Consider the following 13,985-nt stretch of genomic DNA (forward strand, 5'->3'; position numbering starts at 1 on the left):
CGTCGGTCGGGAACGCTCAGACCCGCGCGGCACCCAGCTCCGCGATCGCCACGTCCAGCCGCTCGGCGTACCCGGGGGAGATGCCACCCTCGCGCAGCCGGGTGGCCACCTTCTCGCGCAGCCGGGCCACCGGCCCGGTCAGGTCGGCCGGCCCGGAGCCCACCGCGGCGGTCAGGTTGCGGAGTTCGTTGCGCAGGTCCAGGCCCACGTCGGCGCGGATCTCGCCGCCGTCCAGCCCGGCGCCGATCAGCCCGTCGAGCCGGTTGGCCACCGTCAGCAGGCTGTCCGGCCCGGGCACCGCGCCGGTCGACCCGCCGGGCCGGGGTTCGGCGGCAGGCGCCGACGTGCGGGGGGTGGTCTCCGGCACGCGGTGCGTCGGCTGCCCGGTCGCCTCCGTGGTGAGCAGCGCCGCCGGTGGCGGGGACCGGTCCGGCCACAGCGCCGGCACGGCCAGAACCGCCGAGGCCAGCAGGGCCACCGCCGCGACCAGCGCCGGGCGCGGCACCCGCCGGGCCGGCCCCGGTACCGGCGCGGGGCGGCCGACGGTGGCCGTCGGGGCGTGGCCGGGCGCCGGTGCCGTCGGAGCCGCGGTGGGCGCGGGCGGGGTCAGGGGCGGCGCGAGCGTGGCGGCCGCCTGCGGATCCGGAAGCAGGTGGTCGCGCAGCACGGTGGCGACCTGACGGGCGGTGGGCCGCCCGGCCGGATCCCCGGTCAGGCAGCGCAGGCAGGTCCGGGCCACCTCCGGCGGCAGCCCGGGCACCCCGGCCAGCGAGGGTGGCCCGCCCGTGGCCAGCGCGGCGCTGAGCTGGTCCCAGGTGTCGGCGGGGTACGGGACCCGGCCGGTCAACGCCTCGTGGAGCAGCACACCGAGGGAGTACACGTCGGTGGCCGGCTGCGCGGGCGCCCCGTCGAGGCGTTCCGGTGCCACGTACGCCGGGGTGCCGAAGGTGCCGCCGTCCTCGTCCTCATCGGGCGCGCCGACCCGGGTGGCGATGCCGAAGTCGAGCACCTTGGCGCCGACCGGGGTCATCATCACGTTGGCCGGGGTGATGTCGCGGTGCACGATGCCCAGCCGGTGCGCGGTGGCGAGCGCGTCCGCCACCTGCGCGCCGATCTCCACCGCCTCGGGCCACGGCAGCGGGCCCTCGGTGAGCCGCAGCTCCAGCTCCTCGCCGACCAGCAGCTCCAGCACCACGAACGAGGTGATCGAGCCGTCGGAGGCGACCGTCTCGCCGTAGTCGTGCACCGAGGTCACGTGCGGGTGCACCAGTTGGGCGGCGGAGCGCGCCTCGGTGCGGACCATGTCCCGGAACCGGGCGTCGGCGGCGAGCGACGGGGCGAGCACCTTCAGCGCGACGATCCGGTCCAGCACCTCGTCGTGGGCCCGCCAGATCACCGACATCCCGCCGGCGCCGATCTGGTCGAGCAGCCGGTACCGGCGGGCCAGCAACCGGCCGGGGTGCAGCGCTGGCTTCACGGATCGCACCTGCCTCGGGTGGGAGCGGTATCAGGTTGCGTGAATGTGTCCGGCCTGTCAACGGGTGGGGCGGCGTGGGCGCCGACCCGCTCCGCGGGGGCACCGGCGCGGGCGTGCCAGGATGAACGACATGTCGCGGGGACCGGTGGCGTTCGTGCTCGGGGGCGGCGGTGTCCTCGGCGCGGTCGAGGTGGGCATGCTGCGCGCGCTGTTCCGCGCCGGGATCCGGCCGGACCTGGTGCTCGGCACCTCGATCGGCGCGGTGAACGGCGCGCTGGTCGCCGCCGACCCGTCCGAGGCGGTCACCGACCGGCTGGTCCGGCTCTGGGCCTCCCCCGAGGCCAGCGAGGTGTACGGCGACTCGGTGGCCCGGCAGCTGCGCCGGTTCGCCGCCCGGACCCACCTGCACTCGCCCCGCCCGCTGCGCAAGCTGCTGGAGAGCGAGCTGGGCGCGGAGACCACCTTCGCCGACCTGCGGGTGCCCTTCCGGTGCTGCGCGGCGAACATCGAGCGGGCCGCCGAGTACTGGTTCGACAGCGGGCCGGTGGTGCCGGCGGTGCTCGCCTCCGCCTCCGTACCGGGGCTGCTGCCGCCGGCCCGGATCGGCGACCAGCATTTCGTCGACGGGGGGATCGTGAACTCGATCCCGATCGGCGAGGCGGTCGCCGCCGGCGCCGGGCAGATCTTCGTTCTCCAGGTCGGCCGGATCGAACGGGAGCTGACCCCGCCCCGCCGGCCGTGGGAGATCGCGCAGGTCGCGTTCGAGATCGCCCGCCGGCACCGGTTCGCCCGGGAGATGGCCGCCCTGCCGGCCGGAGTGGAGGTGCACGTGCTGCCCACCGGCGGCCTGAACCCGCGCGACGACACCCCCTGGGCGTACCGGGACATGGCGGCGGTGGGGCGGCGGATCAGCCGGGCGTACACCGCCTCCCGGCGCTACCTGAACACCCAGCTGGAGCGCTGATGCCGCTGCCGCCGCGGTGGGTACGCCGGGTGCTGCTGGCACCGGGAGTGGTGCTGCTCGCCTTCACGGTGGTGACCACGCTGCCGGTCTGGGCGCTGCTCGCGGCGGCCGCGTCGCCGCTGGTCCCGGGCCGGTTGCGTCCGTTGCGGCTGCTCTGGTTCGGCTGCGTCTACCTGGTCTGGGACGCCGCCGCGCTGCTCGCGCTCTTCCTGCTCTGGCTCGCCTCCGGCTGCGGCTGGCGGGCCCGCGCCCCGGGCTTCCAGCGCGCGCACTACCTGCTCGCCGGCTGGTTCCTGCGACTGCTGTTCTGGCAGGCCCGGTGGACGCTGCGGCTGCGCATCGACGTGGTCGGCACCGACCCGGACACCGCCCTGCCCGGCCGGCCCGAGCTGGTGCTCTGTCGGCACGCCGGGCCGGGCGACTCGTTCATCCTCATCCACGCCCTGGTGAACTGGTTCCGCCGCGAGCCGCGGATCGTGCTGAAGGACACCCTGCAGTGGGACCCGGCGATCGACGTGCTGCTCAACCGGCTGCCGAACCGGTTCCTCGCGCCCGGGCCGAACGGGCGCGGGTCGGTCACCGACCAGATCGGACACCTGGCCACCGACCTGGACGACGACGACGCGTTCGTGATCTTCCCGGAGGGCGGCAACTTCACCCCGAAACGCCGGCTCCGGGCGATCGCCCGGCTGCGCTCCCTGGGCCTGGAGCGGATGGCGCTGCGGGCGGAACGGATGCAGCACGTGCTCGCCCCGCAGCCCGGCGGGCTGCTGGCCGCGCTGGACGCCGCCCCCGAGGCCGGGGTGATCTTCGTGGCGCACACCGGGCTCGACCGGATGCTCACCGTCGCCGACGTCTGGCGGGAACTGCCGATGGACAAGCGGATCGTGATGCGCTTCTGGTCGGTGCCGCCGGAGGAGGTGCCGACCGGCCGGCAGGAGCGCATCGACTGGCTCTTCGACTGGTGGAGCCGGATCGACGAGTGGATCGCGGTCAACCGGGACGGACCCGCGTAGGGTGCGGTCGTGGACCAGATCTGCGTGGTGACGACGGTGGTGGACGCGCGGTCGGTCGCCGACGCGCTGGCCGGCGCGGCGGTCGACGGGCGGCTGGCGGCCTGCGCGCAGGTGGGCGGCCAGGTGGACAGCACCTACTGGTGGCGGGCCGCGGTGGAGACCGAGACCGAGTGGTCGGTGCAGTTCAAGACCGCGCCGGACCGGCTCGCCGCGCTGGTCGACCAGATCCGGACCGGCCACCCGTACGAGGTGCCGGAGATCCTGGTGACCAGGGTGGAGAGTGATCCGCCGTACGCGGCGTGGGTGCGCGAGCAGACCCGGCCCTGAGTACGCGCACTCTGGGCGGCTGAGCCCCGGCCGTCGATGATGGCCGCGTGGAGAACACCGGCTACCCCTGCCCGGCCTGCGGCGCGCCCGCCGACCTGGGCTCCGGCTGCTCCGGCTGCGGCCGGCCGCCGTACCCGCCCGCCGCCGAGGTGACCCGCCTCGACCGGGACATCGTCGCGCTCGGCGCCGAGGCGGAGCGCGCCCGGCAGACGTACCAGGGCCTGGTCGACCGGCTGGCGACGGCCCGGCAGCGGCGGGACCGGCTGGCCGTCGCGATCCGGGCGGAGTTCCCGCCGCCCGGGGCGCGACCGCCCGCCGTGGTCGGCGTGCCGCAGCGGCCCGCCCCGCCCGCCGTGGCCGGCGTGGCGGAGACCTCGACCCGCACCGTGCAGGGCCTGCTCTTCGTCCTCGGTGGACTGCTGCTCGGCACCGCGGCGGTGGTCTTCACCGCGGTGGCCTGGGCCGCCGTCGGGGTGGCCGGACGGGCGCTGATCCTGGCCGCGGTCACCGCGCTGGCGCTGGCCGCACCGCTCGCGGCGGTGCGGCGCGGGCTGCGGGGCACCGCGGAGACGTTCGCCGCGGTGGGGCTGCTGCTGGTGGTGCTGGACGGCTACGCCGCCTGGTCGGTGGACCTGTTCGGGGTGGCCGGTTGGCCGGAGACCCGGTACGCCGCGCTGGTCGGGGGGGCCAGCGCGGCGGCCGCCGCCGGATATGCCCGGCTCAGCGGGCTCACCGTGCCGTGGTTCGCGGCGTTGCTGGCCGCCCAGCCGGTGCTGCCGCTGCTCGCCGCCGGGACCCGACCGGAGGCGGCAGGCTGGTCGGTGGTCTTCGTCGGGGTGGCGCTGCTCGACCTGGCCGTGCTCGTCGCGCTGCGCGGCCGGCCGGCCGGTGCGGCGCTCGCCGGCCGGGTCGCCGCCTGGGTCGGCTACGCCGCCGCGCTGGTCGTGGCGACCGGCTGCGCGCTGCTGCCGCTGCTGCTCGGTCGGGCGGCCGGGACGCCGCTGCTGGCCGGGCTGCCGCTGCTGCTGGCGGCGCTGACCCTGCTGGGCGCGGCGCTGCTCGCCGGCGGGGTGGTCTTCCGCGCGGAGGCCGCCGGACTGCTGGTGCCGGTGCTGGCTGCCGCCCTGCTCCGCCCGGTGGCCGAGCTGCGGGCCTCGCTGCTGCTGCTGGCGGCGGCGCTGGTCGCGGCCGGGCTGGCCGGCGCGGTGCGGCTGCTTCCGGCCGGGTGGCGCCGCGGTCCGCGGACCGGCGCGCTCGTGGTGGCCGGTGGGACGGCCCAGCTGACCGTGCTGATCACCGTCGTGCTCGCCGGCGGTGCTGTCGCCCGGTCGGTGCCGCCGTGGCGGGGCGCCGCCCCCGGGCCGGACCTCGCCTGGGGCTGGCAGCTCCCGGTGGCGGTAGCGCTCGCCGTGGTCGCCGTGGCGGTGCTGCTGCCCGCGGCGGCGCGGCCGGCGCTGGCCGCGGCGGGCGTGGCGTCGATCGCGCTCGCCCTGCCCGCCGCCGGGCCGGCGCCCTGGCCGGTGGTGCTGGTCGCGGACCTGGCGCTGGGGGCGGCGCTGCTGGTCGCCGCGGCCACCCGGCCGGCCCGCTCGTGGACCGTGCTGACCACGGCGGCGGCCGGCGCGGTGCTGCTCGGGCACGGCCTGCTGGTGGGGCTGGCCGCTCCCGCCGGAGCCGGCGCGGCGCTCGCGGTGACCCTGGTCGCCGGGGTGGCCGCAGCGGCCGCCGGGCGGCGCGGCACGCCGGTGCAGCGCGCGGTGGGCGGGTTCGCGCTCGCCGCCGCGCTGCTCGCGGTGCCGGCCGGCGGGGCGGTGGCGCTGATCGGCGCCGGAGCGCCGGCCTGGTGGCAGGCGCGGGCCGCGCTCGGCGCCGCCGCGCTGCTGCCGGCCGTGCTGCTCGCCGTCCGACGCCACTGGCCGGATCTGTCCGGGTACGCCTCGGCCGGGCTGGCCGTGGCGGCCGGGCTGGTCGGGCTGGGGCCGCTGGCCGTACCGGCCGACGAGCCGGTGGCGTTCTACGCCGCCGTGGCCGTGCTGCTGGTGGCGCTGAGCGGGTCCCGGGCCCGGTTCGGGGTGCCGCTGCCGGCGGGCGAACTGGCCCGGCGGATCGCCGGGGCGGTGCTGCTGACGGTGGCCGTGCTCGCCGTCGCGCCGGTACTGCTGACGGCGCTGGTCGCCCCGTACGGCGATCCGCCCGCGCCGTGGTCGGGGCGGCCCGCCGCGGAGCCCGACCCGGCGGCCCTGCCGGCGGGCCTGGCGCTGGCCGTGCTGGCACTCGCCGCCGCGGCGCAGCTGTGGCCCCGCCGCGCCGCCCGGCCCGCCGACGGCCCGCCGCCGGCCGACTCCGCCGCCACGAACGCCGGACCGCTGCCGGGCGCGCCCGGTGGCCGCGGCGCGGGGACCGCCCGCTCCGGTCCGCCGGCGGACCGGCCGTCCGAGAAGGGGCCGGCCGCGACCGAGCGGGCCGACGACGACGGAGGTACGGCCTGATGCCCCTCTGGCTGGAGCTGGTGATCCGGGTGGGCGGCGTGCTGGTCGCCTTCCTCACCCTGCCGCTGCTCGTCGGGCAGGCCGAGCACAAGGTGATGGCGCACATGCAGGGCCGGCTCGGCCCGATGTACGCGGGCGCGTTCCACGGCTGGGCCCAGCTGATCGCCGACGGGGTGAAGTTCGTGCAGAAGGAGGACGTCACCCCGGCCGAGGCGGACCGGGCGGTCTTCCGGCTGGCCCCGGCCGTCGCCCTGGTGCCCTACCTGCTCGTCCTGCTGGTCATCCCGCTCGGCCCCGGCGACCTGGTGGGGCAGCCGCTGGACATCGGCCTCTTCTTCGTGCTGGCCGTGGTCGGCGTCGGCGTGGTGGCGGTGCTGATGTCGGCGTGGGCGTCGGCCAACAAGTACAGCCTGCTCGGCGGGCTGCGCGGCGCCGCCCAGCTGCTCGGCTACGAGCTGCCGCTGGTGCTCGCGGCGGCGTCGGTGGCGATGGCGGCGGGCACGCTCAGCCTGCCCGGCATCGTCGAGGCGTGGCAGCCCTGGTGGCTGCTCTGGCAGGCGCCCGCGATGATCATCTTCTTCGTGGCCGGGCTGGCCGAGATCCGCCGGCCGCCGTTCGACATGCCGATCGCCGACTCCGAGCTGGTGTTCGGCTACATGACCGAGTACACCGGCCTGCGGTTCGCCTTCTTCCTGCTCGCCGAGTACGTCGGGATCGTGGTGATCGCCGCGCTGACCACCGTGCTCTTCCTCGGCGGCTGGCACGGCCCGTTCGCCGACGCCCAGCTCGGCTGGCTCTGGACGCTGCTGAAGGTCTTCGCCGTGTCGTTCCTGGTCATCTGGCTGCGGGTGGCGTTCCCGCGGCTGCGCGAGGACCAGTTGCAGCGGCTGTGCTGGCTGGTCCTGGTCCCGGCCGCGCTGGCCCAACTGGTGCTCACCGCCGCCGTCCGCGTCGCCCTCTGACCCGCCGCCGCGCGCGCTCCCCGCCGGCGCTGCGCCGGGTCAGCGGAGCGGGGTGTGGGTGGGGTCGATGCGTTCGGCGGTGGGCGGGGGTGGCGGGGGCGTGCCGTTCCCGAAGGGGCGGCCGCCGAGCGCCTCCCGGCCGTGCGGGGTGATCCAGTTCGTGAGGTCCGGCCCGAGCGGGACGACCCCGGTCGGGTTGATGTCCCGGTGCACCTCGTAGTAGTGCCGCTTGATGTGGTCGAAGTCGATGGTGTCGCCGAAGCCGGGGGTCTGGAACAGGTCCCGGGCGTACGCCCAGAGCACCGGCATCTCGCTGAGCTTGCTCCGGTTGCACTTGAAGTGGCCGTGGTAGACCGGGTCGAAGCGGGCCAGCGTGGTGAACAGCCGCACGTCGGCCTCGGTGATGGTGTCGCCGACCAGGTAGCGCTGCCCGGCCAGCCGCTCGCTGAGCCAGTCCAGCCGGTCGAAGAGCCGGCGGTACGCCGACTCGTACGCCTCCTGGCTGCCGGCGAAGCCGCAACGGTATACGCCGTTGTTGACGTCCCGGAACACCATCGCGTTGACCTCGTCGATCTCGTCGCGCAGCCGCTCCGGGTAGAGCTCCGGCGCGCCCTCGCGGTGGTACGCCGTCCACTCGGTGGAGAGGTCCAGGCTCATCTGCGCGTAGTCGTTGGTCACCACCTGCCCGGTCGGCACGTCCACGATCGCCGGCACGGTGATGCCCCGGTCGTAGCCGGGGAACCGGGCGAAGTACGCCTCCTGGAGGCGCTCGATGCCGAGCACCGGGTCGCGCCCGCCCGGGTCCAGGTCGAAGGTCCAGCTCCGGGCGTCGTGGGTCGGCCCGGCCACCGCCATGGAGAGCACGCCCTCCAGCCCGAGCAGCCGGCGGACGATGATCATCCGGTTGGCCCAGGGGCAGGCGAAGCTGACCGCCAGCCGGTAACGGCCGGGCTCCACCGGATAGCCGTCCCGCCCGTCGGCGGTGACCCGGGTGGCGATGTAGCGCTGGTCCCGGGTGAACTCGCCGCCCGGCTCGACGTACTTGCCGCCGGTCGTCCCGCCTGATTCGCCGCCCACGCCGTCTCCTCCGGTGCCGTCGTCGTCTGCCTCCATCATTGCGGATCTCGGGCCGGCCGGCCCGGCGTGCGCTGACTACGCTGCCGGGATGACCGATGTGGAGGCGGCGGCCCGACGCTTCATCGCCGATGTCTGGAACGCCGGCCGGGAGGAGTCCGCGTACGACCTGATCGCCGCGGAGTGCCCCGGGCTGGGCGGCTCCGGGCCGGAGGGCACGCTCGCCTGGCACCGGGACCGCCGGGCGGCCTTCCCGGATCTGCGCTACAAGATCGTGGACCTGGTGGCCGCGGGGAACCGGGTGGCGGTGCACTGGCGGGCGGCCGGCACCCAGGCCGGGCAGTTCGGCCCGGTGCCGCCGACCGGCCGGGTGGTCAGCTACTCCGGCGCCACCTTCCTGCGCTTCGACGAGACCGGCCGGATCATCGACGTGTGGAGCTGCAACGAGCTGTTCCAGGTCCTCCAGCAGCTCGGCGTCGAGATGCTCCCGCCCGCCGGCGGCGTCGGCGCGACCGGGGGGTGATCCGGCCGAGCCGGGCACCGGGGGGTGGTCGCGCGCGCCGCGGGCACAGGGCAGGATGGTCGGCATGAGCGACCGCAGCGAGCGCAGCGAGGCCGGCGGCACCGGTGATCGCGGCCTGCCCGGCGCGGGTCTGGTCAAGGGGCTCGCGGTCACGCTGAAGACGATGACCCGGCGATCCACCACCCAGCAGTACCCGGACGTCGCCCCCGAGCTGCCGCCCCGGTCCCGTGGCGTGATCGCGCTGCTCGAGGAGAACTGCACGGTCTGCATGCTCTGCGCCCGCGAGTGTCCGGACTGGTGCATCTACATCGACTCGCACAAGGAGGAGGTGGCGGTGCCCGGCGCCGCCCGCCCCCGCCAGCGCAACGTGCTCGACCGGTTCGACATCGACTTCTCGCTCTGCATGTACTGCGGCATCTGCGTCGAGGTCTGCCCCTTCGACGCGCTCTACTGGTCGCCCGAGTTCGAGTACGCCGAGTACGACATCAAGGACCTGCTGCACGACAAGGACCACCTCGGGCAGTGGATGGGCACCGTGCCGCCGCCGCCGGCGCACGACCCGAACGGCGAGCCGGCCAAGGAGGAGACCGCCGCCGCGCGCAAGGCCGCCGTCCCGGCCGCCCCCGCCGACCGGCCGGCCGCCCCGGCCGTACGCCCGGAGCCGGAGCCCGGCGAGGCCAGGCCGTGAGCGCGAGGAGTGAGCGGGGTTTGCGAGCCCCGCAGTCGCGAGCTGAGGCCGGGACGGCAGGGGTGGCGCGGTGACCGGTGCGGACGTGCTGCTACTCGCCCTCGGCGCGGTGGCGGTCGGCTCGGGTGCGCTGGTGGTGGGCACGAAGCACCTGGTCCGGGCCGGCCTCTACCTGGTGGTCTGCCTGGGCGCGCTGGCCGGGATCTACCTGGTGCTCGGCGCCGAGATGGTGGCCTGGGTGCAGGTGCTGATCTACGTCGGTGCCGTGGTGGTGCTGCTGCTGTTTGCGGTGATGCTGACCCGGGCCCCGATCGGCGCCTCCGACGACCTGGACCGCCCCGGCTGGCCGGCCGCGCTGATCGGCGGTGGGGCCGGGCTGGGGCTGGCCGCCCTGCTGGTCGACGCGTACCGCTGGACGACCGTGGAGCTGCCCGACGCGGGCACCGCGGAACGCCTGGGCGAGGAGATCTTCGCCAGCTGGGTGCTCCCGTTCGAGGTGCTCTCGGTGCTGCTGCTGGCCGCCCTGGTCGGCGCGATCGTGCTCTCCCGTCCCGACATCGGCCGGCCGGACGCCGGGCGGGACCGCGCCGAGCAGGGGCGGTCGCGGTGAGGCCGGTCGTCCCGTACGTCACCGCGGCGCTGCTGTTCGGCCTCGGCGTATACGGCGTGCTGCGCCGGCGCAACGCGGTGCTGGTGCTGATGGCGGTCGAGCTGATGCTCAACGCGGTCAACCTGGTCCTGGTCACCGCGGACACCACCGCGAAGGCGGCGCTGCCGCACGGCGGGCAGGTCTTCGCGCTCTTCGTGATCGTGCTGGCCGCCGCCGAGATCGGGGTCGGGCTGGCGATCGTGCTCCAGCTCTACCGGCTGCGGGCCAGCGTCGCCGTGGACGAGGTCCCGCTGACCGAGCCCGCGACCGAGCCGACCCCCGTCGCTGTCGAGGCGGGAGCCCGGTCCGGGCCGGCCGACCGCCCGGAGGGGGAGCGGTGAGCACGACCACGCTGCTCGGCGCGCTGCTGCCGGTCGTACCGCTGGTGGCGGGCCTGCTCGGCCTGCTGCTGCCGCCCGCGCCGCGCGACGCCGGTGAGGACCGGGCGCGTCGCGCGGCGATCGCCCTCGGGGTGGCCGGTGCGGCCGGCGCGCTCGCGCTCGCGGTGGCCCTGCTGGTCACCCTCGACGGGGCGGCGGAGGCGTCCACCACCTGGGTCGACCTGGGCGGGTTGAGCGTCACCCTCGGGGTGCGGCTGGACGGCGCCGCCGCGCTGGTCGCGGTCGCGGTCGCCGCGGTGGCTCTGGCCGTGCAGGTCTACTCGATCGGCTACCTCAAGCGCGGCCCGCACGACGACGTCGACGTCGACCACCGCTACCCGCCCTACGCCGCGCAGATCAGCCTCTTCACCGCCGCCATGCTGCTCGTGGTGGTCGCCGGCGACCTGGTCCTGCTGCTGGTCGGCTGGGAGGTGATGGGCATCTGCTCCTACCTGCTCATCGCGCACGACCGCCGGCTGCCCGAGGCGCCCGCGGCGGCGATGAAGGCGTTCCTGGTCACCCGGGTCGGCGACGTCGGCTTCCTGCTTGGCATCGCGTTGCTCGGCGTCTCGGCGGGCAGCTTCCGGATCGCCGACGTGCTGGCCCACGACCACGCCACCGGCACGCTCACCGCCGCCTGCCTGCTGCTGCTGGCCGGGGTGGCCGGCAAGAGCGCCCAGTTCCCGCTGCACACCTGGCTGCCCGACGCGATGGCCGGCCCGACCCCGATCTCCGCGCTGATCCACGCCGCCACCATGGTCGCCGCCGGGGTGTACGCGGTCACCCGGCTATACCCGCTGTTCCAGCGCGCCCCGGTCGCGCTGGCCGTGCTCGGGGTGATGGCCGCGGTGACCCTGCTGCTCGGCGCGCTCGCGGCCACCGCGCAGGACGACCTCAAGCGGGTACTCGCCTGGTCGACGGTCTCCCAGATCGGCTACATGACCGGCGCGCTCGCCGTCGGCTCGCCACCGGCCGCGCTGTTCCACCTGCTCACCCACGCCGCGTTCAAGGCGCTGCTCTTCCTCGCCGCCGGTGCGGTGATCCACGCGGTCGGCACCACGCTGATGTCGCGGATGGGCGGGTTGCGCCGGAGCATGCCGGTGACCTTCTGGTGCACGGTGGTCGGTCTCGGCGCGCTGGCCGGGCTGCCGCCGCTGTCCGGCTTCTGGAGCAAGGACGGCGTGCTCGCCGCCGCCCAGGAGGCCGCCCTGCACGACGCCGGCCCGGCCGCGTCCTGGGTGGGCTGGCTGGTCTGGCTGGCCGGCCTGGCCGGCGTCGCGCTCACCGCCTGGTACGCCACCCGCCTGCTGTTGCGCACCTTCTTCGGCACGTCCCGCACCGCGCTGGCCGCGCCGCACGACCCGCCGGCGGTGCTGCGCTGGCCGGTGCTGCTGCTCGCCGTCCCGGCCGCGCTGCTCGGCCTGGCCGGCTTCGCCGGTCCGTTCGCCGACCGGGTCCGGCCGGCGCCGCTGGCCACCCCCGAGTTGCCGTCCGACCTGTTGTCGCCGGCGGCGCTGGTGCACCTGACCCCGGCCGTGCTGTTGCCGCTGGCGCTGTTGGCCCTCGGGGCCGGGCTGGCCTGGGCCGGCTGGCGGCGGGATCCGGCCGGTGACCCGGCGACCGCGCTGGGCCCGCTGCGGCCGGTGTTCGCCCGCGCGTTCCGGCTCGACGACGTCCAGCACGCCCTGGTCGTACGCCCCACCGGCGCGCTGGCCCGCGGCGTGCGTACCGGCGACGAGGTGGTGGTGGACGGCGCGGTCACCGGCAGCGGGCGGGCCGCGGTCGGCCTCGGCGGCGGGTTGGCGTCGCTGCACCGGGCGGCGCTGCCCCGGGCGGCGGCCGGCGTGCTCGCCGGCGCGCTGTTGATCGGCCTGGCCGCCGCGCTGATCGGAGGGGCGGCATGAGCGCGGGAGAGTTCCTGCTGGTCGCGGTGCTCGCGGTGCCGGCGCTGGGCGCGGTCGCGGTGGCCGCGACGCCCCGGGACCGGGCGGCCCGGGTGGTCGGCACGGTGGCCGCCGCGGTCACCCTGTTGGCCGCCGCGCTGCTCGGCCTCGGCGACCGGGCCTGGTCCGGCTACGCCCCGAGCGCCCCGGCGGTGCGCCCCTGGCACCGGGTCGACCTGCCCTGGGTGCCCGGCCTGGACCTGCGCTTCCACCTCGGGGTGGACGGCATCTCCTGGCCGCTGGTGGTGCTGACCGCCCTGCTCACCCTGCTCTGCTGCGGGTACACGCTGTGGAAGGTGCCCGACGGCGGTAGCGGCCGGGCCCTGGTGGCCCTGCTGCTGGTCGTCGAGGTCGGCATTCTGGGCACCTTCCTCGCCCTCGACCTGGTGCTCTTCTTCGTCTTCTTCGAGGTCGTCCTGCTGCCGATGTACGCGGTCATCGCCGGCTGGGGCGGCGCGGACCGGCGGCGGGCGTCCCGCAAGTTCGCCCTCTACACCCTGCTCGGCTCCGTGCTGCTGCTGGTCGGCGTCTACGTCGTGGTGGCCGCCGCGGGCACCGCCGACATCGTGGCGCTCACCGGCGGTGCCGGGCTGTCCCGGGGCACCCAGTTGGCCGCGTTCACCCTGCTGGCGCTGGCGTTCGCGGTGAAGAGCCCGCTCTGGCCGCTGCACTCCTGGCTGCCCGACGCGCACACCCAGGCGCCCACGGTGGGCAGCGTGGTCCTCGCCGGGGTGCTGCTCAAGATGGGCACCTACGGCCTGATCCGGGTCGCGGTCGGAGTGGCGCCGGAGGGGGCCCGCTGGGCGGCGCCGGTGCTCGGCGCGCTGGCGGTCGCCGCCATCCTGGTCGGCGCGCTGGTTTGCCTCGCCCAGGACGAGCTCAAGCGGCTGATCGCGTACTCGAGCGTGGGACACATGGGCTTCGTGCTGCTCGGCGTCGCCACCCTCACCACCACCGGCATCCAGGCCGCGCTGATCGGCAACGTCGCGCACGGGGTGATCACCGGGCTGCTCTTCTTCCTCGCCGGCGCGGTGAAGGACCGGGCGCACACCGGTTCGCTCGCCGACCTGTCCGGGCTGCGGGAGAGCGCGCCCCGGCTCGCCGGGCTGCTCGGCTTCGCCGCGGTCGCCTCGCTGGGACTGCCCGGCCTGGCCGGGTTCTGGGGCGAGGCGTTCGCGGTGATCGCCGCGGTCGAGGTCGGCGGGGCGTTCTGGACCACGCTCGGGGTGCTGGCGGCGGTCGGCGGAGCGCTCACCGCGGCGTACTTCCTCCGGCTGCTGCGCATGGTGACGCACGGCCGGCCCAGCCCGGCGGTCGCCCGGTTCACCCCCGGGCTGGCCGGGGCCGAGGTGACCGCCTGGGCGCCGCTGGTGCTGCTGGCCCTGGCGGTCGGGCTGGCCCCCGCACTGGTGCTCGGCGTCGCCGAGGCGCCGGTCGACGCACTCGTGGAGGTGCTGCCGTGAGCGTGCTACGTACGCCGACGGGGCTCGGCG

13 protein-coding genes are annotated in these 13,985 nt (G+C 76.2%); 11 read left to right on the forward strand and 2 right to left on the reverse strand.

Annotation, left to right across the window (positions count from 1 at the left end; genetic code table 11):
• Positions 1–16 precede the first annotated feature (16 nt).
• Positions 17–1,477 carry a protein kinase domain-containing protein gene (locus ACVCAH_RS03625; RefSeq protein ID WP_447134592.1) on the reverse strand — a complete coding sequence of 487 codons (1,461 nt, stop codon included), beginning with the start codon at positions 1,475–1,477 and terminating at the stop codon, positions 17–19.
• A 130-nt stretch (positions 1,478–1,607) separates the two neighbouring features.
• Here ACVCAH_RS03625 and ACVCAH_RS03630 point away from each other — a divergent pair, with 130 nt between their 5' ends.
• Genes ACVCAH_RS03630 through ACVCAH_RS03650 form a run of 5 tightly spaced genes read left to right on the forward strand, consistent with a single transcriptional unit; the run spans position 1,608 to position 7,235 of the window.
• Positions 1,608–2,441 (forward strand): patatin-like phospholipase family protein, encoded by an 834-nt coding sequence (locus tag ACVCAH_RS03630; RefSeq protein WP_447134593.1) that lies wholly within the window; start codon positions 1,608–1,610, stop codon positions 2,439–2,441.
• Positions 2,441–3,457, forward strand: a complete 1,017-nt coding sequence (locus ACVCAH_RS03635) for a 1-acyl-sn-glycerol-3-phosphate acyltransferase (RefSeq protein ID WP_447134594.1) — start codon at positions 2,441–2,443, stop codon at positions 3,455–3,457. Before ACVCAH_RS03630 ends, ACVCAH_RS03635 begins: the two co-directional genes overlap by 1 nt.
• A 9-nt stretch (positions 3,458–3,466) precedes the next feature.
• Positions 3,467–3,784 carry a divalent-cation tolerance protein CutA gene (cutA, locus tag ACVCAH_RS03640; RefSeq protein ID WP_447134595.1) on the forward strand — a complete coding sequence of 106 codons (318 nt, stop codon included), beginning with the start codon at positions 3,467–3,469 and terminating at the stop codon, positions 3,782–3,784.
• 47 nt (positions 3,785–3,831) lie between these two features.
• Positions 3,832–6,273 carry a hypothetical protein gene (locus tag ACVCAH_RS03645; RefSeq protein WP_447134596.1) on the forward strand — a complete coding sequence of 814 codons (2,442 nt, stop codon included), beginning with the start codon at positions 3,832–3,834 and terminating at the stop codon, positions 6,271–6,273.
• Entirely contained in the window at positions 6,273–7,235 is a 963-nt protein-coding gene (locus tag ACVCAH_RS03650) for a complex I subunit 1/NuoH family protein (RefSeq protein WP_447134597.1), read from the forward strand. The genes ACVCAH_RS03645 and ACVCAH_RS03650 overlap by 1 nt, the downstream gene beginning before the upstream one ends.
• Positions 7,236–7,274: 39 nt before the next feature.
• On the opposite strand, the gene ACVCAH_RS03655 is transcribed toward ACVCAH_RS03650, so the two are convergent.
• A complete protein-coding gene (locus tag ACVCAH_RS03655) occupies positions 7,275–8,348 on the reverse strand; it encodes a glutathione S-transferase family protein (protein WP_447134718.1) in 1,074 nt (357 codons plus the stop codon).
• A gap of 52 nt (positions 8,349–8,400) precedes the next feature.
• On the opposite strand from ACVCAH_RS03655, the gene ACVCAH_RS03660 reads away from it, so the two are divergent.
• From ACVCAH_RS03660 to ACVCAH_RS03685, 6 genes are all read left to right on the forward strand, one after another.
• Positions 8,401–8,832 carry an ester cyclase gene (locus ACVCAH_RS03660; protein ID WP_447134598.1) on the forward strand — a complete coding sequence of 144 codons (432 nt, stop codon included), beginning with the start codon at positions 8,401–8,403 and terminating at the stop codon, positions 8,830–8,832.
• A gap of 55 nt (positions 8,833–8,887) precedes the next feature.
• Positions 8,888–9,520 carry a NuoI/complex I 23 kDa subunit family protein gene (locus ACVCAH_RS03665; protein ID WP_447134599.1) on the forward strand — a complete coding sequence of 211 codons (633 nt, stop codon included), beginning with the start codon at positions 8,888–8,890 and terminating at the stop codon, positions 9,518–9,520.
• A 70-nt stretch (positions 9,521–9,590) separates the two neighbouring features.
• The gene (locus ACVCAH_RS03670) at positions 9,591–10,130 is read left to right on the forward strand and encodes an NADH-quinone oxidoreductase subunit J family protein (RefSeq protein ID WP_447134600.1); all 540 of its coding nucleotides are present in this window, start codon (positions 9,591–9,593) and stop codon (positions 10,128–10,130) included.
• Positions 10,127–10,510 carry an NADH-quinone oxidoreductase subunit NuoK gene (nuoK, locus tag ACVCAH_RS03675; RefSeq protein WP_447134601.1) on the forward strand — a complete coding sequence of 128 codons (384 nt, stop codon included), beginning with the start codon at positions 10,127–10,129 and terminating at the stop codon, positions 10,508–10,510. Before ACVCAH_RS03670 ends, nuoK begins: the two co-directional genes overlap by 4 nt.
• Positions 10,507–12,453: an NADH-quinone oxidoreductase subunit 5 family protein gene (locus ACVCAH_RS03680; protein ID WP_447134602.1), complete on the forward strand. Its 1,947-nt coding sequence runs from the start codon at positions 10,507–10,509 to the stop codon at positions 12,451–12,453. Before nuoK ends, ACVCAH_RS03680 begins: the two co-directional genes overlap by 4 nt.
• A complete protein-coding gene (locus ACVCAH_RS03685; RefSeq protein WP_447134603.1) occupies positions 12,450–13,955 on the forward strand; it encodes a complex I subunit 4 family protein in 1,506 nt (501 codons plus the stop codon). The genes ACVCAH_RS03680 and ACVCAH_RS03685 overlap by 4 nt, the downstream gene beginning before the upstream one ends.
• Positions 13,956–13,985: the final 30 nt, after the last annotated feature.

Source organism: Micromonospora sp. LZ34 (assembly GCF_052981855.1).

Excerpts from the sequence above, each read along its gene's own strand:
- ACVCAH_RS03685 (WP_447134603.1), top strand. The coding sequence starts at position 12,450 with ATGAGCGCGGGAGAGTTCCTGCTGGTCGCGGTGCTCGCGGTGCCGGCG.
- ACVCAH_RS03655 (WP_447134718.1), bottom strand. The coding sequence starts at position 8,348 with ATGGAGGCAGACGACGACGGCACCGGAGGAGACGGCGTGGGCGGCGAA.
- ACVCAH_RS03650 (WP_447134597.1), top strand. The coding sequence starts at position 6,273 with ATGCCCCTCTGGCTGGAGCTGGTGATCCGGGTGGGCGGCGTGCTGGTC.
- ACVCAH_RS03660 (WP_447134598.1), top strand. The coding sequence starts at position 8,401 with ATGACCGATGTGGAGGCGGCGGCCCGACGCTTCATCGCCGATGTCTGG.
- ACVCAH_RS03635 (WP_447134594.1), top strand. The coding sequence starts at position 2,441 with ATGCCGCTGCCGCCGCGGTGGGTACGCCGGGTGCTGCTGGCACCGGGA.
- ACVCAH_RS03665 (WP_447134599.1), top strand. The coding sequence starts at position 8,888 with ATGGTCGGCATGAGCGACCGCAGCGAGCGCAGCGAGGCCGGCGGCACC.
- ACVCAH_RS03630 (WP_447134593.1), top strand. The coding sequence starts at position 1,608 with ATGTCGCGGGGACCGGTGGCGTTCGTGCTCGGGGGCGGCGGTGTCCTC.